Origin of the sequence: Ralstonia sp. GX3-BWBA, assembly GCF_003290055.1 — a bacterium.
Classification (GTDB): Bacteria; Pseudomonadota; Gammaproteobacteria; order Burkholderiales; family Burkholderiaceae; genus Ralstonia; species Ralstonia holmesii.
The window spans coordinates 21,707-44,165 of record NZ_QMKS01000016.1 but is presented as its reverse complement, the minus strand read 5'-3'; the positions used below and the strand labels follow the sequence as shown (position 1 = coordinate 44,165).

General features: G+C 62.7%; 25 protein-coding genes and 1 tRNA gene. 13 read left to right on the top strand and 13 right to left on the bottom strand.

The features are described from left to right. Window positions 1-6 precede the first annotated feature (6 nt). On the bottom strand, window positions 7-606 hold the full coding sequence (locus DOD19_RS16615) for an undecaprenyl-diphosphatase (RefSeq protein ID WP_024977330.1): 600 nt from the start codon (window positions 604-606) through the stop codon (window positions 7-9). Window positions 607-851: 245 nt separating this feature from the next. On the opposite strand from DOD19_RS16615, the gene DOD19_RS16610 reads away from it, so the two are divergent. Next, window positions 852-2,219 carry a sensor domain-containing diguanylate cyclase gene (locus tag DOD19_RS16610; protein ID WP_112186677.1) on the top strand — a complete coding sequence of 456 codons (1,368 nt, stop codon included), beginning with the start codon at window positions 852-854 and terminating at the stop codon, window positions 2,217-2,219. A 24-nt stretch (window positions 2,220-2,243) separates the two neighbouring features. Further along, window positions 2,244-3,152 carry a dienelactone hydrolase family protein gene (locus tag DOD19_RS16605; RefSeq protein WP_112186675.1) on the top strand — a complete coding sequence of 303 codons (909 nt, stop codon included), beginning with the start codon at window positions 2,244-2,246 and terminating at the stop codon, window positions 3,150-3,152. 312 nt (window positions 3,153-3,464) lie between these two features. On the opposite strand, the gene DOD19_RS16600 is transcribed toward DOD19_RS16605, so the two are convergent. After that, the gene (locus tag DOD19_RS16600) at window positions 3,465-4,382 is read right to left on the bottom strand and encodes a LysR family transcriptional regulator (RefSeq protein ID WP_112186673.1); all 918 of its coding nucleotides are present in this window, start codon (window positions 4,380-4,382) and stop codon (window positions 3,465-3,467) included. Between the two features lie 197 nt (window positions 4,383-4,579). On the opposite strand from DOD19_RS16600, the gene DOD19_RS16595 reads away from it, so the two are divergent. From DOD19_RS16595 to DOD19_RS16585, 3 genes are all read left to right on the top strand, one after another. Further along, window positions 4,580-5,329, top strand: coding sequence for an SDR family oxidoreductase (locus DOD19_RS16595; RefSeq protein ID WP_112186800.1), 750 nt, complete (start codon window positions 4,580-4,582; stop codon window positions 5,327-5,329). Window positions 5,330-5,576: 247 nt separating this feature from the next. Further along, window positions 5,577-6,713 (top strand): PAS domain S-box protein, encoded by a 1,137-nt coding sequence (locus DOD19_RS16590; RefSeq protein WP_112186672.1) that lies wholly within the window; start codon window positions 5,577-5,579, stop codon window positions 6,711-6,713. Window positions 6,714-6,998: 285 nt separating this feature from the next. Further along, window positions 6,999-7,214 carry a DUF2061 domain-containing protein gene (locus DOD19_RS16585; protein ID WP_024977324.1) on the top strand — a complete coding sequence of 72 codons (216 nt, stop codon included), beginning with the start codon at window positions 6,999-7,001 and terminating at the stop codon, window positions 7,212-7,214. A 325-nt stretch (window positions 7,215-7,539) separates the two neighbouring features. Here DOD19_RS16585 and DOD19_RS16580 read toward each other — a convergent pair whose 3' ends face one another. After that, window positions 7,540-8,910, bottom strand: coding sequence for an APC family permease (locus DOD19_RS16580; RefSeq protein ID WP_024977323.1), 1,371 nt, complete (start codon window positions 8,908-8,910; stop codon window positions 7,540-7,542). A 342-nt stretch (window positions 8,911-9,252) separates the two neighbouring features. Here DOD19_RS16580 and DOD19_RS16575 point away from each other — a divergent pair, with 342 nt between their 5' ends. The 3 genes from DOD19_RS16575 (at window position 9,253) to DOD19_RS16565 (ending at window position 10,461) form a co-directional block, all read left to right on the top strand. Continuing rightward, on the top strand, window positions 9,253-9,696 hold the full coding sequence (locus DOD19_RS16575) for an Hsp20/alpha crystallin family protein (RefSeq protein WP_024977322.1): 444 nt from the start codon (window positions 9,253-9,255) through the stop codon (window positions 9,694-9,696). Window positions 9,697-9,728: 32 nt separating this feature from the next. Further along, window positions 9,729-10,148 carry an Hsp20/alpha crystallin family protein gene (locus DOD19_RS16570; RefSeq protein ID WP_112186798.1) on the top strand — a complete coding sequence of 140 codons (420 nt, stop codon included), beginning with the start codon at window positions 9,729-9,731 and terminating at the stop codon, window positions 10,146-10,148. Window positions 10,149-10,254: 106 nt separating this feature from the next. After that, complete coding sequence (locus DOD19_RS16565) at window positions 10,255-10,461, top strand: hypothetical protein (protein ID WP_024977320.1); 207 nt, start codon at window positions 10,255-10,257, stop codon at window positions 10,459-10,461. 53 nt (window positions 10,462-10,514) lie between these two features. Here DOD19_RS16565 and lspA read toward each other — a convergent pair whose 3' ends face one another. Together lspA and DOD19_RS16555 are read right to left on the bottom strand one after the other, a co-directional pair. Continuing rightward, window positions 10,515-11,024 (bottom strand): signal peptidase II, encoded by a 510-nt coding sequence (gene lspA / locus DOD19_RS16560; RefSeq protein WP_112186796.1) that lies wholly within the window; start codon window positions 11,022-11,024, stop codon window positions 10,515-10,517. Between the two features lie 148 nt (window positions 11,025-11,172). Next, window positions 11,173-11,571: a nuclear transport factor 2 family protein gene (locus DOD19_RS16555; protein ID WP_024977318.1), complete on the bottom strand. Its 399-nt coding sequence runs from the start codon at window positions 11,569-11,571 to the stop codon at window positions 11,173-11,175. Window positions 11,572-11,652: 81 nt separating this feature from the next. On the opposite strand from DOD19_RS16555, the gene DOD19_RS16550 reads away from it, so the two are divergent. Next, window positions 11,653-12,594: a LysR substrate-binding domain-containing protein gene (locus tag DOD19_RS16550; protein ID WP_112186794.1), complete on the top strand. Its 942-nt coding sequence runs from the start codon at window positions 11,653-11,655 to the stop codon at window positions 12,592-12,594. A 384-nt stretch (window positions 12,595-12,978) separates the two neighbouring features. Here DOD19_RS16550 and DOD19_RS16540 read toward each other — a convergent pair whose 3' ends face one another. Then, complete coding sequence (locus DOD19_RS16540) at window positions 12,979-13,404, bottom strand: heme-binding protein (protein WP_112186668.1); 426 nt, start codon at window positions 13,402-13,404, stop codon at window positions 12,979-12,981. Window positions 13,405-13,435: 31 nt separating this feature from the next. After that, the gene (locus tag DOD19_RS16535) at window positions 13,436-14,449 is read right to left on the bottom strand and encodes a zinc-binding alcohol dehydrogenase family protein (RefSeq protein ID WP_112186666.1); all 1,014 of its coding nucleotides are present in this window, start codon (window positions 14,447-14,449) and stop codon (window positions 13,436-13,438) included. Between DOD19_RS16535 and DOD19_RS16530 the strand changes: the two genes are divergently transcribed. The 3 genes from DOD19_RS16530 to DOD19_RS16520 are packed head-to-tail and all read left to right on the top strand — an operon-like array spanning window position 14,439 to window position 16,892. After that, window positions 14,439-15,242, top strand: a complete 804-nt coding sequence (locus DOD19_RS16530) for a LysR family transcriptional regulator (protein ID WP_343226196.1) — start codon at window positions 14,439-14,441, stop codon at window positions 15,240-15,242. The genes DOD19_RS16535 and DOD19_RS16530 overlap by 11 nt on opposite strands. Next, entirely contained in the window at window positions 15,239-15,781 is a 543-nt protein-coding gene (locus tag DOD19_RS16525; protein ID WP_343226195.1) for a hypothetical protein, read from the top strand. The genes DOD19_RS16530 and DOD19_RS16525 overlap by 4 nt, the downstream gene beginning before the upstream one ends. A gap of 52 nt (window positions 15,782-15,833) precedes the next feature. Further along, window positions 15,834-16,892: a DMT family transporter gene (locus DOD19_RS16520; RefSeq protein WP_112186664.1), complete on the top strand. Its 1,059-nt coding sequence runs from the start codon at window positions 15,834-15,836 to the stop codon at window positions 16,890-16,892. A gap of 249 nt (window positions 16,893-17,141) precedes the next feature. On the opposite strand, the gene DOD19_RS16515 is transcribed toward DOD19_RS16520, so the two are convergent. Next, entirely contained in the window at window positions 17,142-17,510 is a 369-nt protein-coding gene (locus tag DOD19_RS16515; protein WP_112186662.1) for a hypothetical protein, read from the bottom strand. A 570-nt stretch (window positions 17,511-18,080) separates the two neighbouring features. On the opposite strand from DOD19_RS16515, the gene DOD19_RS16505 reads away from it, so the two are divergent. Then, complete coding sequence (locus DOD19_RS16505) at window positions 18,081-18,500, top strand: hypothetical protein (protein ID WP_239498023.1); 420 nt, start codon at window positions 18,081-18,083, stop codon at window positions 18,498-18,500. 97 nt (window positions 18,501-18,597) lie between these two features. Here the strand turns inward: DOD19_RS16505 and DOD19_RS16500 are convergent. The 5 genes from DOD19_RS16500 to soxA all read right to left on the bottom strand — a co-directional run bounded on the left by DOD19_RS16500 (window position 18,598) and on the right by soxA (window position 22,428). After that, window positions 18,598-18,673 (bottom strand) — tRNA-Ala (locus tag DOD19_RS16500). Window positions 18,674-18,720: 47 nt separating this feature from the next. Continuing rightward, window positions 18,721-20,442 carry a thiosulfohydrolase SoxB gene (soxB, locus tag DOD19_RS16495; RefSeq protein ID WP_112186658.1) on the bottom strand — a complete coding sequence of 574 codons (1,722 nt, stop codon included), beginning with the start codon at window positions 20,440-20,442 and terminating at the stop codon, window positions 18,721-18,723. Then, window positions 20,439-20,951: a TlpA disulfide reductase family protein gene (locus DOD19_RS16490; RefSeq protein WP_024977299.1), complete on the bottom strand. Its 513-nt coding sequence runs from the start codon at window positions 20,949-20,951 to the stop codon at window positions 20,439-20,441. Before DOD19_RS16490 ends, soxB begins: the two co-directional genes overlap by 4 nt. A gap of 20 nt (window positions 20,952-20,971) precedes the next feature. After that, window positions 20,972-21,631 (bottom strand): sulfur oxidation c-type cytochrome SoxX, encoded by a 660-nt coding sequence (soxX, locus tag DOD19_RS16485; protein WP_112186656.1) that lies wholly within the window; start codon window positions 21,629-21,631, stop codon window positions 20,972-20,974. Next, on the bottom strand, window positions 21,628-22,428 hold the full coding sequence (gene soxA / locus DOD19_RS16480) for a sulfur oxidation c-type cytochrome SoxA (protein WP_112186654.1): 801 nt from the start codon (window positions 22,426-22,428) through the stop codon (window positions 21,628-21,630). Before soxA ends, soxX begins: the two co-directional genes overlap by 4 nt. Window positions 22,429-22,459: the final 31 nt, after the last annotated feature.

Sequence of the window (22,459 nt, the reverse complement as noted above, 5' to 3'; positions counted from 1 at the left end):
CCACGCTTACTTGCGCACCCAGCCGCGCCGCACGCACGGAGCCAGCAACACACCATGCAACGCCAGCCCCAAACGGTGCAGCGGCTCCGACAGCCTATGCGCCACGCGCCCGCTGCACAGCCATGCGCTCAAGAGTGATACAGCAGCCGCGCCCAGCATGTCGAACGGATAGTGCACACCCAGGTAGATGCGCGCCCACGCCATCGGCACGCCCAATAGCGCCAGCAATACGCCCACGCGCCGCAGGCGTGCGTGCCACATCAGGCTGAACGCTACGGTCCACAGCGCGGTCAGGTGGTCGCTCGGGAACGACGAATCCGGCGCATGCGGCAGCAGATTGGTGCCCAGGTCAATCGCAAACGGCCTCGGGTGATACCAAAGCAGGCTGAAGCCAACGTTGATCAACAATGCCAGCGCAGCAGCCACGCCGGCCTGCAGTGCCTGGCGCCGCGTGGTCGGCTCGCCCCAGAGCCAAGCGGCCACGAGCGTCAGTGGCACCAGCCAGATCGCGTATTCGGCAAAGGCCATCGCCAGCCAGACGGTGGTGGCCGAAGCGTCGGCCGGCGCGTTGATCCAAAGAAACAGCGTGTGATTGAGTGATTCCATACAGCGTCGGCCAACGGCCCAAGTGATTCAACAACGGCGTGAGACCCGGCCCACACTACGAAAGGTTCCCTTCAATTCCCTTGGAACGGGCCTGTGGATAAGCCTAGGCCACCCGACTTAGGCCGGCCGTAGCGATGCCACCAATCCTTGCCTAGGCTTTTCCCGCCGCCGGCCGCTGCCTATGATGTAGGCACACCGACACGCAAGCAGGTCGGATACACACAATCTCGAACCCCGGGGGGTGGATGGAAAGTTTTCTGATTCAGCGAGCCACACGCCAGCAAGCGATGATTGCCGGCGCGATTGCGCTGCTGATCCTGTTGACGCTGGCCGTGGCCGCACCACGTGCAGGCCTGCAATGGCCGGCGATCAACCCGTTCATGCCGATGTGCGCCTTGACGGTGTTCACCACGGCCGGCATTGCCGCGTTTTTGCTGGGCGCGCAGTTCACCGTGACGCGGCAGCCGATGCTGGGCGCGCTGAGCGGTGCCTATGCCTTTACCGCGCTGGCCGTGGCGCTGCAATTGCTGACCTTCCCGGGCGTGTTCTCACCCACGGGGTTGTTTGGCGCCCGCCCCACCAGTGCAGCATGGATGTGGGTGTTCTGGCACGGTGGCTTTCCGCTCTTCGTGATCCTGGCGGTGCTCATGCGTGATCGGCTCTCGCGCGATGCCGTTGCTGACGGGCGCATCGGCCTGTGGGCTTGGCTGCTGATCGGCGGGCCGGTGGTGGTGGGTGTGCTGCTGTGCAGCTTTGCGGTACTGACCAACCTGCCGCCGCCGTTGCACGCCAGCAATGGCGACAACCCCGTGGCGGTCGTCCTGTGGGCCATCAACGCGATTGCGGTGCTCGCCGTGGTGGCCAGCGGCCGCCTGCGTGCGGTGCTCGACGTGTGGCTGGCCATTGCCGCGTTGGCCTGCCTGACCGACACGACCCTCAACCTGCTGAGCACAGACCGCTTTACCGTGGGCTGGTACGTCGCGCGCCTGTTCAGCATGTTCGCGCCTGGGGTGCTGGTCTGCGTGCTGGTGTGGGAGGTGACCGCGCTATACCGGCGGCTGTTCGAGGCGCATGTCTCGCTGCGGCAGGCGTCCATGCATGATGCGCTGACCGGCCTGTACAACCGCACCTACTTCAACGAACGTGTCGACAGCCTGATCAGTGCCGCCCTGCGCAGCGGACAGCCGCTTTCGCTGGTGATGGTCGATGTCGACCACTTCAAGCGCTACAACGATGCGTTCGGCCACCTCAAGGGCGACGCATGCCTTGCAGCCGTGGCCCATGCACTGGCGGGCGTGGTGCGCCGACCGTCAGATTTCATCGCACGCTATGGCGGCGAGGAATTCGTCGTCGTCCTGCCCGAAACCGATGCGACCGAAGCGCAGGCCCTTGCCGAGCGCGCGCGCGAAGCCGTGCTGCGTCTGCGCATCGAAGCCACCGCGCCGTCGCGCTACGTGACCGTCAGCGCCGGCTGCGCCACGTCTGCGCCGGACAACAGCGCCCTCTCCATCGACACGCTGGTCGAAACCGCCGATGCCGCGCTGTACCGCGCCAAGGCAGGCGGACGCAATATGGTGATGAGTGCACAGCCACTGCCGGCCGCGCTCACGTAACGCACGTCAAACGAAGGGGCAGCCATGACGCTCATCCATAGCTGCACCCTTGCCATTGCGCTGGCCCTGCCGCTCCTGGCCCACGCGCAGATCGACACCCAGACGCTGCGCGCCGGCGCCTCGCGCGCGCCGGATCTGACCTTTCCTGACAAGGTGAGCGAACTCGGCATGCTCACCACGCCATCCATGGCGCTCTACAAACCCGCTGGCGATGGCCCCTTCCCGGCGCTCGTGCTGCAGCACCAGTGCAGCGGCCTGGGTCATGGCAAGCGGCAGAACCAGGCCATGCTCGAATGGGCCCGCCGCGCGGTACGCCATGGCTATGTGGCATTGCTGATCGACAGCCTCGGCCCACGCGGTGTTGAATCGGTGTGCATGGGCCCGCAAGGCGGCGTGACGCCCATGCGTGGCGTGCGCGATGCGCTGCAGGCCGCCGCGTATCTCGGTCGATTCGATTTCGTCGACAAGGCCCGCATTGCCCACGCCGGCTATTCCTGGGGCGCGATGATGGGCCTCGGGCTGAGCAGCAAGCACTGGGCAGAAGCCCTGGGGGACGGCACGCGCTTCGCAGCCGCCGTCGCGTTCTACCCTGTGTGCTCAGGTCTCAAGCTGCGCAACGGCACCCTGCTCGACATCCTCAACCCCGACATCGACCGCCCCCTGCTCGTGCTGATGGGTGAAGCCGACACTGAAGGCCCCGCCGCAGACTGCGTCTCCAGGTTGCAGGCCGCCAAGGACGCTGGTGCGCCCGTGCAGTGGCACGTCTATCCCGACACCACGCACTGCTGGGACTGCCAGCACCTGAACAACTTCAGCAAGACCGACGTGCGTGGCCATCAGGTTGTCTATCACTACAGCCCGCAGGCCACAGAAGACTCAGAACGCCGTATGTTCGAGTTTCTTGATCAAGCACTGCAGATCAAGCGCCCATGAGCATTGGGCTCGCCCGTCTTTGCTGTCTTCTTTATTTCTTCTGTATATAAAAATAGTAGTAGTAGATAACGGTGGATCGTTTCTGTGGATAGCTGCAGAAAACGCTTTTGCGTCAACTGCTTGCGAAATGCACAACCCATCGGACAGCGTGTGGCGTGGCGTGGATGACTCGTGCAGAGTGCGCCCCACCCTCTCGGCAGACACCAAAGTTATCCCTCTGCTGTGGACAACCTGACCCCGGAGAGCCAACACAGTTGTCCCTGAAGTTCTTCACGTGCTTATCCACAGAAACAATCGTGCTCATGCTGCCGGTTACTTCGTCGGCCCCCTCGCCACCCGAGCCGGAAAAGATTCCACCAGCCAGTCAATGAACACTCTCAGGCGGTGCGTGACGTGGCGTGTCTGCGGATAGACGACATGGAACGGGTAAGGCGCCGGCCGCCACGGCTTGAGGATCTCCACCAGAGCGCCGTCGTTGATCGCCGCTTCAGCCGCATAACCAAAGGTCTGCACGATGCCCAGGCCCGCAAGGCAGGCGGCCAGATGCGCATTGCTCTCGTTCACACCGATGCGATGCTCGACCTTGATCTCGGTCTTTTCGCCGTCGCGCTCAAAGCGGAATGGAACCGACCGCCCCGTCTGGCTGAACACGTAGCTCACCAGCCGGTGGCCATTCTTGAGTTCATCGGGATAAGCCGGCGTGCCGTATTGCTTGAGGTATCCCGGGGTGGCGCAGGTGATCAGCGGCGCGTTGCCCAGGTGGCGTGCGACCAGGGACGAGTTGTCCAAGGGGCCACCACGAATGACGCAGTCGACGTTGTCCGCAATCAGATCTACCGAGCGGTCTGACACGCCCAGGTCGATCCTGATCTCGGGGTAGCGCGCCACGAATTCCGGCAGCAGAGGAATGAGCACGTCGCGCGCCGTCGAGCCGCCGACATCGATGCGCAAGGACCCGCGCGGCCGCCCGCGTGCAAGGCTGAACGAGGCGTCGATGTCTTCCAGGTCGCGCAGGATGCGCGTGCTCTTGGCGTAGTAATCCTGCCCTTCCGGCGTCACCGTCACGCGCCGTGTCGTCCGCTGCAGCAGGCGCACACCCAGGTGGGCCTCCAGTTCCTGCACCTGCTTGCTGACCGTGGCAATGGGCATGTCGAGCGAATCGGCCGCGCGCGTAAAGCTGCCAGCCTCCACCACGCGTGCAAAGGAACGCATTGCCAATAGTTGATCCATTCGAGTGCCCTTGTGCTTGATCGTGCAGCCGCCAATTATCCACAGTTGTGGATAGTAATTCTGTTTGCAGCGCTTTTTCGAAAAGTTTCCGAGCCCTACAGTGCCTCCATGCCCAACGCGACGGGGCCACGCAGAGCAAGGCACCACCCGGCGCAAGGTCATTCATCCAAACCTGAAATCACGACATGGAGCACATCATGAGCAAGCAACTGGAAGGCAAGATCGCCCTCGTCACGGGTGGCAGCAGCGGCATCGGCCTTGGCGCCGCCAAGGAACTCGCGGCCCAAGGCGCGCGAGTGTTTATTACCGGCCGCCGTCAGGCTGAACTCGACGCCGCCGTCGCAGAGATCGGCGCCGGGGCCACCGCATTGCGGGCCGATGCGTCGGTGCTGTCCGACCTCGACGCCGTCTATGCCCAGATCGCCAAGGTGGCCGGCAAGCTCGACATCCTGTTCGCCAATGCCGGCGGCGGCGACATGATGCCGCTGGGCGCCATCACCGAAGAGCATTTCGACCGGATTTTCGGCACCAATGTGCGCGGCGTGCTGTTCACGGTGCAGAAGGCACTGCCGCTGCTGACCGACGGCACATCGATCATCCTCACGTCGTCCACGGTTTCCGTTCAGGGCACGGCCAACTTCAGCGTCTACAGCGCCAGCAAGGCGGCGGTGCGCAACTTCGCCCGCTCATGGGTGATGGATCTGAAGGATCGCGGTATCCGCGTGAATGTGGTGAGCCCCGGCCCGATTCGTACGCCGGGCCTTGGCGGCCTCGCATCGGATGAAACGCGCCAGGGGCTGTTCGACTTCCTCGCCGCTCAGGTGCCGCTGGGCCGCCTGGGGGAGCCGGCCGAAGTGGGCAAGGCCGTCGCGTTTCTTGCCTCGGATGCGGCAAGCTTTATCAATGGCATCGAGCTGTTTGTTGATGGCGGGATGGCCCAGGTTTGAGCGGCGGTAGCCGGAAGCGGCTACCAACCTCCAGGCCGCCTGCGTACAAATTGCAAAGCGAATGCTGAACAGCATGCGATGCGTGCGGGCAGCCAATCCTTGGCCAGGCACTTCTGGCACCTCATCGCAGTGGCTGTGCCCGCTTTGATTGCTGTCGCCGGGCAGCATATTCTTATGCAGATGCACGGGAAGCGACTTCCAACAGGTTTGCCTTGGGCGCTCGAACCCGTTGCGATGAGGGCTTGGTATGGATACCAACGCAGGCAGATTGCGAAGACTGGGAAGCGATGCACCGATCGCTCACGTGCCTGTGGAGGAGCGTTATCGCACCTTGGTGGACGCGATACAGGACTATGCAATCTTCCTACTGGATCCGATAGGTCACATTGCCAGTTGGAATGCCGGTGCTGAACGCATCAAGGGCTATCGCGCCGACGAAATCATCGGCCAGCACTTCTCGGTTTTCTATCCAGCCGAGGCAATTGCGCAGAACTATCCGAGCGAAGAACTCAAGCGTGCCGCAGCGCTTGGCCGCTGGGAAGACGAAGGGTGGCGCATACGCAAAGACGGCTCGCGATTCTGGGCCAACGTGGTGATCACGGCTCTGCGAGATGAGGACGGCGACCTGATCGGCTTTGCCAAAGTCACCCGGGATCTCACCGAGCGAGAGCGGCTCAAGCAACTTGAGTACGCGAGCGAGCTGGCAGCCCGCGTCGAAGCCACTCGCGAAGAAGAAAAGAAGCGTATTGCGCGCGAGCTTCATGACGACCTCGGGCAGCAATTGACGGCGCTGAAGATGATCATCACCGGCCTGCTTGCCGATGAAGGCAGCACGCCAGAAGCCCAGGCGTATGCGCGCGAAAGAACACGGACAATGAGCACTGCCATCGACCACGCGCTGGCGTCGGTCCGTCGTCTTGCCGCCGGCCTGCGGCCGACCATGCTCGACGACCTGGGGCTGCTCCCCGCACTCGACTGGCTTGTCACCGATTTCGGACAACATACCGGACTACGGGTCGCGCTGAATTGCAACACGCATAGGGTGGCGTTCAACGACACCGCCTCCACCGCGCTGTTCAGGATCGTGCAAGAAGGTCTGACCAATGTTGCCCGGCATGCGACGTCGGCAACGGAGGTGGTGATCGACCTCCGATGCGACCGGTCGAGTTGCGAGCTGACGATTCTCAACGATGGAGCCGTCGTCACACGCTTAGCCGAACCGGCCGCCGGGCGTCCGCCGTCATCGGGAATCGCGGGCATTCGTGACCGCGTGCGCCGCCTGGGCGGGACTTTCGCAGCGGGGCCGCTTTCACAAGGCGGGTACCGCATCCAGCTTTCGATTCCGCGAAAAGCGGTTGAACTGGATTTACCACCTGGTCAGTAAGGCGCTTCCACCCGCCGAATAGAAAGCCCGCCGGTTACGAGCGCGGCTTCCCCACGAGCGCAATGCGGACGCCGTCTAGCGTTACCGTCTGCCGCGCACTATGACTGGAATCATCTCGCGCGGTTTGGTGCCGGCGGCGCGCATTCATGGCATTGCCGCGGCAGCCACGAGCGGCGACGCAATGTTCGGCGCCGCCCCCCCCCGAGACCGTGCGGTATCGGAACCGGAAGGCATTCATCGATCGGCGCTACCAGGCATCGATGCACGTAAGCAGGAGAGAACATCATGGTGCGAACCGTCAGCGCTCGTCGTTCTGTGATCAAGGCCGCGACGTACCGAATCGTGATCATGTGCCTGGACTTCGGCACTCTTTATCTGCTGACTGGCACGGTTCACCTGGCAGTCGGTTTCATGATCGCCAGCAATATCTATACGTCGATCGCCTACTTTGCCCACGAACGCATATGGGCTCGCATCAAGTGGGGAATTTTCGAAACGTAAATGGGCGGCCGTCCTTCGACAGGACCAGAGAACAGCGACGGATTCGAAGATACGAACCCCACGGGCAGTGCGACGCAGAATGCCCGCGCCGTCCGCACAGCGTGCAATAGTCGTCCATGACAATGTCCTTTATCGAGAGCCGGGTGCCACCAGGTTCAGTATCGGAGGGGCACCCGGCCGTCGCTATCAGGGGACGCCAATTGTCTTGTCCGGGCGCGCCCTTGTTTCTGTAGGTCAATACACAGGCGCTGTCAGTGCAGGCTGACAGCATTCGGCGCCCCGATTGTCGAGCGGAACGCGTCGCAGCCGCTCTGGCAGAGCCGGCTCAGGCTGAGCGCGCCAACCAGATCTTTTTGCGGTTCAGCAGCAGCGGAATGACGCCGATGGCGATGCCTCCCATCCCCACGACGTTGGTAACCCAGTCGAAGGTCGGGATGCTGTAGAGCGCGATGAAGAACAGGAAGAGCCCGCTTGCCACCGGCCAGATGACATGGGTGATGGCGACCCACGGCCCCTGCATCAGCACCTTGCGGTAATACCAGCCGCAGGCAAGGCCGGTGAGCCCCAGGTAGAAGCAAATCTGGAAGCCGATGGCGGTAATCGAATCCTGCAGGATGACGTTGATCGTCGGAAGATAAGACGACATGAACAGCAGTACGAGCCCGGTGATCCAGATGAAGAAGATGGCGATGTGGGGCGTGCGCCAAACCGGATGCAGACGCGCATAGCGCGCGTGGAGTGCACCGTCGCGGCTTTTGGCAAACAGCGTGCGCGTGAACTGCAACATCTGGGTTTCGACCGTTCCCACCGTGCTCAGCAATACCGCAACGATCGCGACGTAGCCCCAGGTCGGTCCAAACAACTTCTCAGCAATGGCAAAAATGATGTTCGTGTTGTAGTGCTGAATCTCAGCATCGGACAGGCCCAGCTGCGTAATGACGATGAAGATGAGGAAGAACGCCATCAAGAACACCATCGACCAGAACGCGGCCCGACCAGGTGTGTGGTTCGCGTCCCGCGTCTCTTCGCTGAGGTTCATCGTCACGTCCCAGCCGTAAAAGAAGAAGATCGCAACCAACGCGCCGTTGGCGAACATCTTGGGCGTAAACGCGAAAGGCCAGAACCAGACCCACGAGAACGGATGCGCTGGCGTATGCGGGAACACGATGAAACTCGCGACGATGATCACCAGCAGGATGATGCCCTCGACAATCGTCATCAGCACCTGCACGTAACTGGTGAGCTTGATGCCCTTGACGACCACCGCGCTGACAATCGTGAGCCATGCCGCAGCGATCAACGTCACGTAATGCACGTTGTTCATCATGGGCCGATCAAAGATGAGCAGTGTGGCATTTGCCGCCGGAATCATGGCGGACACCATGAACACGCAGCACAAAACCAGAAGCGCCCAGCCAGCAAGAAAGCCGAGCGCACGCCCGAACACCATGCTCACCCACGAATACGAGGTGCCGGCACTCGCCAGGGCGCGGTTCATGTTGATGAACGCGTAAGCGATGCCAAACATGATGAGCCCGCACACCAGGATGCTCGCCGGCGATTGCGTGCCAGCCGTCCCGATGATGGTGGAAGTCGTAATCTCAATGCTGTAGGCCGGTGCCGTGCCGGCAATCCCCATGATTACCGATTCGACGACACCCAGGGAATCGGCATTGAGCTTGGCTGGTTGGTCCATGGGGTAGGCGACTCCGGGTCTACATTGGGCAATAGACCGATTTTTACCCTGTGCCGGATGTGCGGGCAATAGGGGCCTCTCTGGACCGGGTCAGTGCTTGGACGGGGCCCCGCAAGCCTTCGGCGATAGGGCGACGTAGCACGCGTTTGCGCATGTGTTCTTCGTCCAGCACCCAATGGGCCTCTTGAAATTTCTGCCCGCTTCCCTATTTTAGGTTTCGTCAATGCAGTCGCGGTTCTCGCGCTGCGTGTTTCGATTTGTTTGTCAGTGGCCCGCCACGGATCGATGAACTGGAGCGCGTAGTTCGGTTCAGTCTCCGTGCGGGCCCTTCAGGAGCCAGCCATGAGCGATCTGTTTTTTGGCACCGATCTGCTGGGCGAATTCGATCGCCTGCAACGGCAGATGGCCACGCTTTTTGCGGGGGCACCCGCCAGCCTGCGCGCAACGCGCATCGGTACCTTTCCTCCCGTCAACATTGGCAGCACCGATGACTCGGTAGAGATCGTCGCGTTCGCCCCGGGGCTCGACCCCGCGCAGATCGATGTCTCGATCGACAAGGGGCTGCTGACGATCAGCGGCGAGCGCAAGCGCCCCGATTTCGAGCTCACCGACGAGACGCGCGTGTATGCCGACGAACGCTTCACGGGCGCCTTCCGTCGTGTGATTGAGCTGCCACAGGACGTCGACCCAGACAAAGTCAGCGCCCGGTACGTCAACGGCTGCCTGACCATCAGCGTGGGCAAGTCGGAGGCATCGAAGCCTCGTCAGATCAGGGTGCAAGGCTAAGCCGCACCTGCGCAAGCATGAAGGAGCACATCATGAATGACACCACCCAATTGGCGACCCATGCGCAGCCAGGTAAGGCGGCGGTTGCAAAGCAGACGGCCGAACAGGCGGCCGCGCGACAGACCCACATGGCGCCTCCCGTCGACATCTTCGAGAACCGCCAGGGCATCACGCTGTATGCGGATCTGCCGGGCGTGCCGCGCGAGAAGCTCGATGTTCGCGTGCAGGATGGCACGCTCACCGTCGATGCCGAATTGATGGTGCCCACGCCACCCGGACTGCGTCTGCAGCACGGCGAAGTTCGGCACCCGCATTTCTCGCGCACCTTTGTGCTGAGCCCTGACTTCGATGCCTCGCGCATCGACGCTCAACTGCGCGACGGGGTGCTCAAGCTGACGATCCCACGCCGCGATGAAGCCAAACCGCGGCGTATCGAAGTGCAGGCCGGCTGATCCCCTCACCGACCGTTGTTTTGCCATGCAAGCGGGCGCGCGCCTTGCGCGCCTGCATTTGGCACCGTGCCCCCTGGTTACGGTTGTTTGTCACTAGGAGACAAAGATGCTGAGTGCACACGAATTTGCCACCTTGATGCTGGTCAGTCAGTCACCAGAGCAGGTGGATATGAATCGCGCTGAATTGGATTCGTTACTGGAGCGGCAATTGGTGATGTTGGAGCGCTCGGCAGAAGGACATCGCCGCCGCGCGCGTTTGACTGATACCGGCCGTTCGGTGCTCCAAGCCATCAACGCCGTTGATCGTCAGTAGCACGGCAGGTTCGCGGGCAGCAGAACAGCAGGCTCGCTGGGGGCCTGCATTCTTCAGGCCGTCGAGGCCCCTGGCAGAGTAGGCCCGCGCTTTACACCACGGAAGAGAATGAGTGCCACGCCGAGCATGATTCCAATGTCTGCGACGTTGAATACACCCGTTCGCAACTGCCCGATGCCTATGTTCAGAAAATCAAAAACCCGGCCATCGTAGACACAACGATCGAACAGGTTGCTGAGCCCTCCACCCAGAATGCAAGCTGCCGCAATGACTTCGGTACGGCCGAGCCTGGGTGAACGCAACAGCCACACGAACAGGCCGACCAGAATCGCCAGAACGCCATAGATGAAAACGATATTGCGAGTCGCATCGGACATTCCCGCCCCGAGGCTTAGGAACGCGCCGTGGTTATAGGTGGGTAGAACGAGAAGGCTTCCTGAAAGCAATGACACGACTTCGCCGGGCGTCAATATTTGCTTGAACATGGCCTTCGTCGCCTGGTCGATGATGATCCAGGCGAGCGCGCCAAGCAGCGCAGTGGCAACTCTTTGTTTCGTCGTCATTCGAGAGGTCATCTGTGGGCGGGCCCCCATTCTAGTCAGAGTTGAATGCTGCGAGCGGGTGCTCGGGGGTTGTCAACGACCACGATGACGGTATCGACCCGCCGCCTTTGGCCGCCAGGGGCCGCCAGTTCCGAACGACTTAGACTGGCTACGCATATTTGTCGCCCACCGTACTGCGAATCGGATGGGTATCGTAGACGATGATCATTCGCTCAATGAGCCCATTGTCGTCAAATTCAAAAACATCGACGCACTCAAAGCGCACTGCCGTCCCATCTTTGAGCCCCCAGTCATAGATGAAGTAACCGGTCGCACGTCGGGCGCCCATCGTGCTGACGCAGATGTCGATTGGCGTGATTTTGCTTTCACCAGATGCCGCATCAACCCTCGCAAAGAACGGCGCGGGGTGCATCCACCCGAGAAACGGCGAGAAGATCTGGGCATCGGGCGTGAACAACGCACAGATCGCCGCGACATCGCCGCGCTCCAATTCCCTGAGATAGTTGCGAACCTGCCGCGTGTATAGTGCTTCCGACGATGAGGCCATGTTCATTCTCCGGTCATTCGTTGACAACTCCGCGCGCTCGTGCGGTCGCGCGCTAGATGCATGCACGATATCGATGCACCGATGTCCGAACAATCGAAAAATCCGCAACCCGGGTATGCAGCCCATGCATACCCCTTGGCCGATCTGACGCGGGCACTGCCGCCGCTGGCAGCGTTCCAGTCATTCGTCGCCGCGGCGCAACTCGGGAGCATCAGCAAAGCCGCAGATCATCTGTGTCGAACACAGGGCGCGGTGAGCCGTCAGATCCAGCAACTGGAATCGCACTACCGGTGTGCAGTTTTTGTGCGCCACGCTTCAGGACTCACACTGACGGCGGAAGGAAGCGAACTGCTGACCGTAGCCGTCAGCATCCTCACGCAACTGGTTCAACACGCAGACATCCACGCCAAGACAGCGTCCGTCGTCACTCTGCGGGTGCCATCCACGTTTGCGATTCGTTGGTTGCTGCCGCGGCTGGCAGACATCAATGACGCCTTGCCTGGAACAGAACTGCGCATCTCCACATCGGCCGACGACACGCCGGATTTCACTACGCCTGACGTCGATGCCATCGTCGTTCGGGGAACCGGCCAGTGGGCGGGTATGGATGCGGTTCCATTGTTTGCCGAGCAACTCACACCGATGTGCACCAGCGAGATAGCTGCATCGCTTGGATCGCCGGCCGATCTTGCTCATGTCACCTTGCTCCATCCCGGACAGAGCCGTGAGGAGTGGCGGTGCTGGCTGGAAAGCGTTGGGGCACCTCACATCGACGCAGACCGTGGGCTCGTTTTCGATACCCTCGAGTTGACGCTCACCGCTGCGGCGGCGAGGCATGGCGTTGCAATAGGTGACCCGCGGATGGCGAGAGACCGCCTGCGGGCGAGGACGTTGGTCACGCCTTTTATCGACGTGGCGAAAAACGGCTTGTCGTACTTCGTCGTCTATCCATCCCAACGAGCCGCCCAGTCCAAGATCCGCGCCCTCGCCGACGTCTTGTCTCGGCTTGCGCAGAAAGACTGATTGCTGTCGAGGAAAGCAGCCCTGTACTGCAACGTGTCGTTGCCGCATCGGCATGCCGTCTGACAAAAAAAGGCCCCGGCCGGGACGGGTGGCCGAGGCGAGCTAGGACTGCATGGATGACTAGGGAGAGGGAGGAGCCTCCCCTTAATTTTCCAGGGGCGGAGTCTATGGAAGGGGCCCTGCCGAGGCAATTCAACAATTCTCAGCGGAAACGCGCCCCTCCCGGCCTGCTCAATGCGCTTGCCGGCGTGCCGGCAACGCGTGCAGCACTGCATCAAGCCAGCGAAGAACTGAAGGCGCGGTTGAGGTCATCGGCTGGGCGGGTTGTCACCGCCCATGCGCCATTGCAAACGACGAGGAGCAGCGCGTAGGCTGGCTCACAGCTCAGGACAGAAACCCCGTGTTACGCAATGCTTCCTCGGCGGCCTCGTGGTCCTGGGCAGAACTGCCCCCGGAGATACCGATGCCACCCACCAGGCGCCCTTCGTAAAAGATCGGCACGCCGCCACCCACCGGCATCAGGCGCGGGTGGTGCGCCAGCGGGGCAACGGCAGGCTCGGCCATGTACTGGTTCCATTGATGCGTGGCCATGCCGAACGATGCTGCGGTCCATGCCTTGTTGATGGCGACGTCAGCGGTCAGGAACGGCGCAGCGTCCGCACGCTCGAACGCGCGCAGGTGCCCTCCTGCATCGGTAATGGCGATGGTCGCGGCAAACCCGCGCGCGGCACAGGCCCGACGCGCCTGGGCCAGCAAGGCTTGCGCGGCTTCCAGGCTGATCGTTGCCGTGGGGACGATGGGGGATGTCATGGTGAGGCTCCTTCTAAGATGTCTGCAGGGTTCAGGCGTTGGCGACAACGACTTTGCCGATCATGTTTCCGGCTTCGACCAGCGCATGCGCCTGGATCAAGCTCGCGGCGTTGATGCCATCGATGCGCTGCGTCAGGGTGTGCTTGATATCGCCGCGATCGACCAGTTCGGCCACACGCCGCAGCAAGGCGTGTTGTCGGGCGATGGTGGCGGTGGTGAACATGGCGCGCGTGAACATCAGTTCCCAGTGAATCGAAATGGATTTCCCCTTGAACGGGCCGATATCCAGATCCACCGGGTCGTCGATGAGGGCGAATTGCCCCTCGGGGCGAAGCACAGCGGCGATCTGCGGTACGTGAGCGGCGCTCTGGTTCAGCCCGGCCACATGCGTGACGTGTTCAATGCCAAGCGCTGCCAATTGAGGCGCCCACGGTTGACGGTGATCGATGACGTGGTGCGCGCCGTGCGCCAGCATCCATTCACGGGTTTCCGGCCGCGAGGCCGTGCCGATCACGGTCATCCCCGTCAGCGCGCGCGCCAGTTGGGTCAGGATGGAACCGACGCCGCCCGCAGCTCCGGTCACCAGCAGCACGTTGTTCTCGGTCGGATCGGCAGCCTGGACGCGCAGACGATCAAACAGCAGTTCCCACGCAGTGATTGCCGTCAGCGGCAGCGATGCGGCTTGCGCGAAATCCAGCGATGCCGGCATGGGGCCGACGATGCGTTCGTCCACGGCATGCAGTTCGCTGTTGGTGCCGGGCCGCGTGATGTCGCCGGCATACCAGACACGGTCACCTGGCTTGAAGCGCGTGGCCAACGGGCCGGCCGCGCGGACGATGCCCGCTGCGTCCCAGCCGGCAATACGCGCCTGCCCTTCTGGGATGTCTCCGCCCCGCCGGATCTTGGTATCGACCGGGTTGACCGACACCGCTTTGACTTCCACCAGCACGTCATGGTCGCGAAGCGCAGGCGTTGGCAACTCGATGTCTTGCAGCGCCTGCGGATGGCCGATGGGGTGGTTCTGATAGAAACCGATGGCTTTCATGCACGTTCTCCAGAGAGTGAATGAGGGCCATGCTATCTTTCAGCGATATGCGGATAAACGGGCGGCACGCCCAAACACTTTCGGCATTTCAATGAAAATCATCCGCCTCGATGACGTGCAGATCTTCGTGCACACGGCTGACGCCGGCAGCTTCTCGGAGGCGGCACGCCAACTGAACATCGCACCTGCGCAGGCAAGCGCATCTGTGCAGCGGCTGGAAAAGGCGCTGGAGGCCCGCCTGTTCACACGTTCCACGCGCAGCATGCAACTGTCAGAAGCTGGAGAGCGCTACCTGCCGCATGCGCGCGTCATGCTGGGCGCGCGGGAACAAGGCGAACAGGCGCTGGCCGGTGGCAGGGAAGCACTCTCCGGCCCGCTGCGGCTATCTGCTCCGTCCGATTTCGGAAGAAACCTGCTGCTGCCGTGGCTCGACGATTTTCAGCACCAGCACCCCGGCTTATCGGTGCACCTGAAGTTGAGCGACCGGGCGGCCGATCTCATCCGGCAGCCGCTGGATTTCGCCGTGCGCTACGGGGCGCTGCCCGATTCATCCCTGCTGGCCATCAAACTGCTCGACAACAACCGGCGCGCGTTGTGCGCAGCGCCGTCGTACATCGAACAGCATGGCGCGCCAACCAAGGTGGATGACCTGCGGCGACACAACTGCCTTCGGTATATCTGGAGCGAGCAAGTCCACGAACGCTGGCGCTTCACGCTACCCGGCGGCGAGCGCACCGTGGCAGTCACAGGAAGCTGTATGTCTCCGACGAGACCGGCAACACGGAAACGGTGATCGACGCCCGCACCAACCAGCGAATCGCTACCATCGAGCTGGGTGGTGCGGTGGGGAATACGCAATACGACCCGGTTTCGAAGCACATTCTTGTCAACGTCCAGGGACGCGGGACCTTGATCGAGATTGACCCGCGCACGGACAAAATCGTTGACCGCATTCCGTTGCCCGGCGCCGACGGAAACCACGGATTGCTGATCGAGCCCAAGCTACGACTGGCGTTCATTGCTTGCGAGGATACCGACCGCTTGCTTGTCTTGAATCTGAAGACCAAGCAGCTCACCGCAAGCTTCAATGCCAAAGGAACGCCCGACGTGTTGGGCTACGACCCCGATCTCGGCCAGCTCTACGTAGCCGGTGAATCCGGCGTGCTGTCGATCTTCCATGTCGCCGCGACAGGTGTGACCAAAGCCAGCGAAGGCTTCGTGGGGCCGAATGCGCACAGCTTGGCGATCGACCCCGCAACGCATGAGATTTACCTTCCCTTGAAGGACGTTGATCGTCACTCTGTGATGCGTGTCATGAAACCTGGCGCCTAACACGCTGCGAACGCGCGACAATTGGGACATCTGCTCAACCACGGCTGTCGTCATGTCCATTCGCTCCGCTAGCCCTGCCTTGGCCGCTGCGCTGCTGTTCGGCGCAAGCACGCCTTTGGCCAAGACCCTGACCGGCTCGATTTCGCCGATCTTGCTGGCGGGACTGCTCTACCTCGGTAGCGGCCTTGGGTTGGCAGGGGTACTGCTGGCTCGGCGGCTGATAGGCAAATCCTCTGAGACCGCGCAGTCTGGGCCGGCTATTCCGCGCCGCGAGATTCTGTGGCTGCTCGGTGCCATCCTCGCTGGCGGGGTGGCGGGCCCAGCACTGTTGATGACGGGGTTGACGCAAACCGGGGCCGCATCCGCATCGCTGCTGCTCAACGTCGAAGGCGTCTTCACGGCGTTGATCGCGTGGCTCGTGTTCAAGGAAAACGCCGACCGCCAGATCGTGCTGGGGATGATTGCCATCGTTGCGGGCGGCGTGCTGCTGTCGTGGCAGCCTGATGCCGCGAGCTTGTCGCCGAGCGCATTGCTGATTGTGGCGGCCTGCGCTTGCTGGGCGATCGACAACAACCTCACGCGCAATGTCTCGTCCAACGACGCAGTGTTGATCGCGTGCCTGAAGGGCCTTGTCGCCGGCGCCTGCAATACCGGTTTTGCGCTGGCGGCTGGCAATGCACTACCTGCGGCGGTACCACTCATCTCGGCGATGCTTGTCGGCTTTGCCGGGTATGGCATCAGCCTGGCGCTATTTGTGGTGGCGCTGCGGCACCTTGGCACCGCGCGCACGGGGGCGTATTTCTCCGTCGCACCGCTGTTTGGCGTGGTAATTGCCTTCCTGATCTGGCCGGAGATACCTGGGTTCCTGTTCTGGCTGGCTTCAGCCTTCATGGGGTTCGGTGTCTGGCTACATCTGCGGGAACGGCACGAGCATGAGCACGTGCACGAGCCGATGGAGCACACACATGCCCATCGGCATGATGAACATCACCAGCACAAGCACGACTTCCAGTGGGATGGAAAAGAGCCGCACGTGCATGCCCACCGGCACGAACCGTTGGTGCACAAACATCCGCATTACCCGGATATTCACCACCGTCATACGCACTAGGTCGCAATGTCAGATCTGCAGTCACCTAAGAGCGGCTAACCGCAACAACACGCCTCTCAGCTATGCCAAAGACCGCTTCTGGCCGATTGCCGCCCGACAATCGCGGCGCTTGTCGACTTTGAGGACCCCGTCGTACGCCAACTACTCCCTTCGGAACGTGCTCTTTCTCGGCGCCGCAGCGAACGCCCAACTGTCACCCCGACTCTGCCCCGGCATTCCCGCCCGTCACGGGAATGCGTCAATCTGTTGTTATTGGCTGTAGCCCCGCCGCTCTATGGCGGCTAACACATCCCACGTCTGCGGATCGACATCGCGGCCCCCGAGCGACATCGATACGTACGCATCAATCGCATCCACAAAGCCTTTGATGAAGGCTGGCGGAAATGCGTGCGCGGACAGATGTTGAAGCTGCTCGCGCAGCATGCCCGGGCGGCATTGACCGTGTGTGCGCATGGCGGTGCGTGTGCGCTTGAGATACGCCTGCGCTGCGATGGCGCCGTTCAGGTAGGTGCGGTTTTTGGTGAGCCTGCCGGTGTCGGATGACGTGGGCGCGTGCGTGGGTGGTGCAGGTGGAGATGGGTAAGACGCGGGGCGGTGCCCGCTTGGTCCATTTGGCATAGAGCCTCCAGAGGTTGTGGGAGGCCCGGCAACTCATCGCCAGACGAGGTGGCGGGCCTGACGGCGGGGCTGGCGAACCGGCTCTCTGGAGCACCGGCAGACCTTGCGGTCTCCCCACCCGGCCCGCCGTAGTGCGTGCGTGGGTGTGCGGAGGCGATGCGCGAAGCATCGTCTCTCCAGAGCCACCAGTGCAGGTCGCCAAACCCGGCTGCCGTTGGTGCGGCAGCGGAATGGATTATAGCGATGGGGACAGCGGCGAAAGTTGGATTATTGATTCGCCAGCAGCGACGGTCGGAAGGTCACGCTCCGGCCTCAAACAGTGGCGCTTCACCCTCAGAGAGTGGAACGCGAGGGTCAAACACTGGCGTTTCACTGTTTGAGGGTCAAGCGTCAGTGTCAAAGGGTCGAATTCGACCCTCTGAGGGTCGCGTTTGAGCCTCAAACACTCGAACTTCACTGTCTGAGGGTCACGATCCACTGTCTGAGGGTCGAGCGTCAGGCTCAGAGAGTCGAATTCGACAGTCCGAGGCTCGCGCTTCACGCTCCAACATTCGAACGGCGTGAGCGGGCTTGCTCGCCCCAGGTGCGGGCGCTTTCCGTCAAAAGTTGTGTACAGCATTGCGATACGCCGCAGCGGTAGCCAACCGCGCCAAAGAGAGCTTGCTGGTGGACTTCATCAATCAGACCGATCTGGATCAGATTGGCGACAAAGCCAGTGTGATTGATGCCTTCTTCACCTTTGCCCAAGCGGAGCAACAGCGCGAGGCGCAAGAGTTGATCACCGACGAAAGCCTGAATGCGGAAGCAGCGAGACGCTATATCGCCACCTCGCTCAAGCGTGAATTTGCCAGTGACAATGGGACCGAACTCAATGCCCTCTTGCCCAAGATGAGTCCGCTAAATCCGCAATACCTGTCCAAAAAGCAAAACGTATTTCGGAAGATCGCCGCTTTCGTAGAAAAGTTTAAGGGCGTCGGCGGAACGGTCTAATCAATCTTTCACGCGGGCTAGGTAGCCGAACCTCCACCAACACTGGAGGGAACGGGCAAACAAAAAACCAACCGAAAACGGTTGGTTTTTTCTTATGTGGTGGACCGAAGGAGGATCGAACTCCCGACCTCCGCATTGCGAACGCGGCGCTCTCCCAGCTGAGCTATCGGCCCGTGAAAAATGAGTCTACCCGAACTCCCCGGGCGCTTTCAATCGGGGCTCAACCCGCGTTTTCCATGCCCGCATTGCCTTCCATGCCGACAATGCGCGGCGTGTTGAGCGGCCCGGCAGTCACTTCGCGCTGGTCGCGCAGCCAGTCGGCCAGCACGTCCCACACGGGGCGGCCGCCCGCCTTGCGGGCTTCGGGCGATACGGCGGCCCAGCCGGCCACCTTGTAGCGGCGGTCGGCGTCGATGGGCTTGCCGTCACCCGGGCCAAGGCGCATGTCGGTAATGCGCTGCCCCATGGGCTTCTTCGGGTCGATGGTGTAGCGCAGGCCGCCGGTGCGCACCATGTCGCCGCCCTGCTGGTAGTACGGGTCTGGGTTGAACAGGTTGTCGGCCACGTCTTCCAGCACGGTCTTGATGATGGCGCCGGTCATCTCGGTCAGCGTGGTGGCCGGATAGGTGATGGCGGTCTGGGCCATCAGCGCTTCCATGGTCAGGGCCTCGCCGGGCAGCAGCGTGGTGCCCCAGCGGAAGCCGGGCGAGAAGGCAATCTCGGCGCCCTGCGCGTGCATGAGGCCATCGACGATGAGCTGGTCGAACGTGCCGTTGAAGTTGCCGCGCCGGTACAGCAGGCCGCGGTTCGTGGCGAGCGTTTCGCCCAGCTTGTCTTGGTACGGAGCACGCACGCGGTTGATCAGCGCCGTCATGGCCGGGTCTGGCGGCAGCAGGTCGGCAAACACGGGCAGCAACGTATAGCGGATGTCGCGCACGGTGCCGCCGCGCACATCCAGATCGAGCACGCCGACAAACTTGCCGTTGGCGCCCGCGTTGGTCACGAGCGTCACGCCGCCCGGGTTGCTGACCTTGACGGGCGCGGGCACGGCATCGTGCGTGTGGCCGCCCAGGATGGCATCCAACCCACGCACGCGCGAGGCGAGCTTCAGGTCGACATCCATGCCGTTGTGCGACAGCAGCACGACCACCTTGGCGCCCTTGCCGCGCGCCTCGTCAATCATCTTCTGCAGCCGCTCTTCCTGAATGCCGAAGGTCCAGTCGGGCGTGAAATCAGCCGGGTGCGCGATGGGCGTGTACGGAAAAGCCTGCCCGATGATGGCGACCGGCACGCCGTTCAGCTCGCGCAGCACATACGGGTCGAACACCGGATCACCAAAGTCGGCGGTCTGGATGTTCTGCGCAACAAAGGCGACCTTGTTCTTGAAATCGTGATCGACCACGTGGCGCACGCGGTCGGCGCCGTAGGTCATCTCCCAGTGCGGGGTCATGACGTCCACGCCCAGCGCGAGGGCGGCGTCGACCATGTCCTGGCCGTTCGTCCACAGCGCGGTGGCGGAGCCCTGCCACGTGTCGCCGCCGTCCAGCAGCAGCGCATTGGGGCGCGTGGCGCGCAGGCGCTTGATGAGCGTGGCCAGATGCGCGAAGCCGCCCATGCGGCCGTAGCGGCGGGCAGCCTCGGTAAAGTCGAGCGACGTGAGCGCGTGCGCGGCGCGCGAGCCGGGCGCAATGCCGTACCGCTTGAGCAACGCGTGCCCCACCAGATGCGGCGGCTGCCCGGCCCATTGCGCCACGCCCAGGTTGACGCTGGGCTCGCGGTATTCGATGGGCAGCAACTGCGCGTGGCAGTCGGTGAAGTGCAGCAGGTGGACGTTGCCAAAACGCGGTACGTCGTAGCTGAACGTGTCAGCGTGGGCGTCGGTCAGGCGCAGGCCGGCGGCGGCGGCAATCGCCAGGGCTTGAACGAATTCGCGGCGGTTCATGGTGTGTTGCTGTGCGCGTAGCGAGCCAGGTCGGCCACGTCGTCTTCAAGCATCTCGCCGACTTCCTTGCGCACCACCCGCCCTTTGGCATCGAGCACGAGCAGTTCGGGCAGCCCCTTGCGCGGGCCGGTGGCGGCGCACAGCGCGTCGGTTTCCATCGTCACCGGAAAGGTGAAGTTGCGCTTGGCGACGTAGTCCTTGGCGAGCTGCGGGTTGGCGTCGATGCTGATGGTGAGAATGCGCAGGTCAGTACCGCGCGTGGCGTCGACCAGCTTTTGCAGGCGCGGGTTCTGCAGCGCGCAGAACGGGCACCACGATGCCCACGTGGCGATGATGACCGGGTGCCCGCGCCACGCATCGCCCGGCACGCGCGTGCCATCGAGCAACTGCAGGTCGGGCAGCGCAACCACATCGCCCACTTCAACGGCCTGTGCATGATTGGCAAACTGCGTGGCGGCAAACACCATCGCCGCTGCTGCCCACATCAGGAACCGTCGAAGCGTGTGCATGGCGTTATTGGGTCACTGGTTCACTGATTCACTGGCGATGCCGGGTCGAACAACAACGCCATCACGTCGCGGATCTGCTGCTCGGTCAGGATGCCCTTGTGCCCGAAGCGCGGCATGTTGGAGCACGCCGCATACGCGTTGGAGTTGTAGATCTTGCCCCAGGTGTAGCGCAGGATCGCTTCCGAATCCCCGCGCAGCTTGCCGTACTGGTACAGCGACGGGCCGATGGTGCCGTAAGACACTTCGTCTTTCGAGAGGCGGTGGCACGCGTAGCAGTTGGCGCCGTTCGCGCCGCCGGCCGGGTCGGAGAACTGCATGCCGCGGCCGTTCTGGGCGGTCTTCTCGCCGGCCTTCCAGTCGCCCAGCAACTTGTTGTCAGCGGGGTAATGGATGGTCTTGAGCTGTGCGTCTTCCAGCTTCTTGGCCACGGCGGCGGGCACGGCGTTGCGGTCGGCAAACTGGCTGCAGATCTTCTGCACGTCGTCGCGCTCGGTCACGCCTTCCACGGTGGCCGGACCCTTGGAGACAAAGCTTTCGTGGATGACCTTGGCGAGCGCGGCGTCGGCCTTTGCGTCGGGCTTGGGCGCGGTGACGGCCTTGGAGGTGGCGTCGGCTGCGTGCGCGGTGCCGGCAGCCAGTGCCAGCGTGATGAGGGTCATTCGAATCATTTGCGGCCTCATCGTTTGATGGACGGCGCGTCCATCTTGCCGCCGTTGGCGTTGCGGGCAAGGAACATCTCCAGCGCGGTGATCACCTCGCTGCCGTAGAGCGGTTCCGGAAAGCGCTGCTGGCGCAGGCAGTCGTACAGCCGGTGCTGCATGGTGCGTACCTCGCCCTGCGAGACGCGATAGCCCGGCCATGTGGAATACGCATAGCGCGCGCCGTCGGCGGTCAGCAGATCGGGCAGGTCTTGCAGGCGGATGCGCAAACCCGGCTGGGCATGGCAGGTGGCGCAGGCAAAGTCGTACGCGCCGCCACGGTAGAAGAACATGCGGCGGCCGAGTTCGTACACGCGCTTTTCTTCGGGGTGGGCGAGCTGAATGTCGATGGCCGCGCCGCGCGATTCGGAGGCGACGTAAGCCATCAGCCGTTCAATGTCCGACGATTTGCCCGGCGACGAGAACGGCCGCGCCGAAGCCTCTTCCTTGGTCAGCCCCTGCAGCGTCATGCGGCAGTACATGAGGCGCTGTTCGGCGTCCATCACGCGGCCGGTGTCTTTGAAGAAGCGCGGCAGCTTGGCGTATGCGCCCTTCACCACGCCGGGGCCGAGGCCCAGGTCGCACGCTTGCAGCGAGGCCTGCTTCGGGCCGGCGGGCTTCTTCCAGAGTTCTTCGCCTGCGGCTTCCCAGAGTTCGGCCGGATTGCCGTCAGCCAGCATTTCGCGGTACTGCGCGATGCCGGCGGCGGTGCTGTCCTTGGCATCCTGCGCGGATGCCATCACAGCGCCGCCGGCTGCCAACGCCGCAGCCAGCACCATCGTCCATGTCTTGTGTTTCACGGTCCCCTCC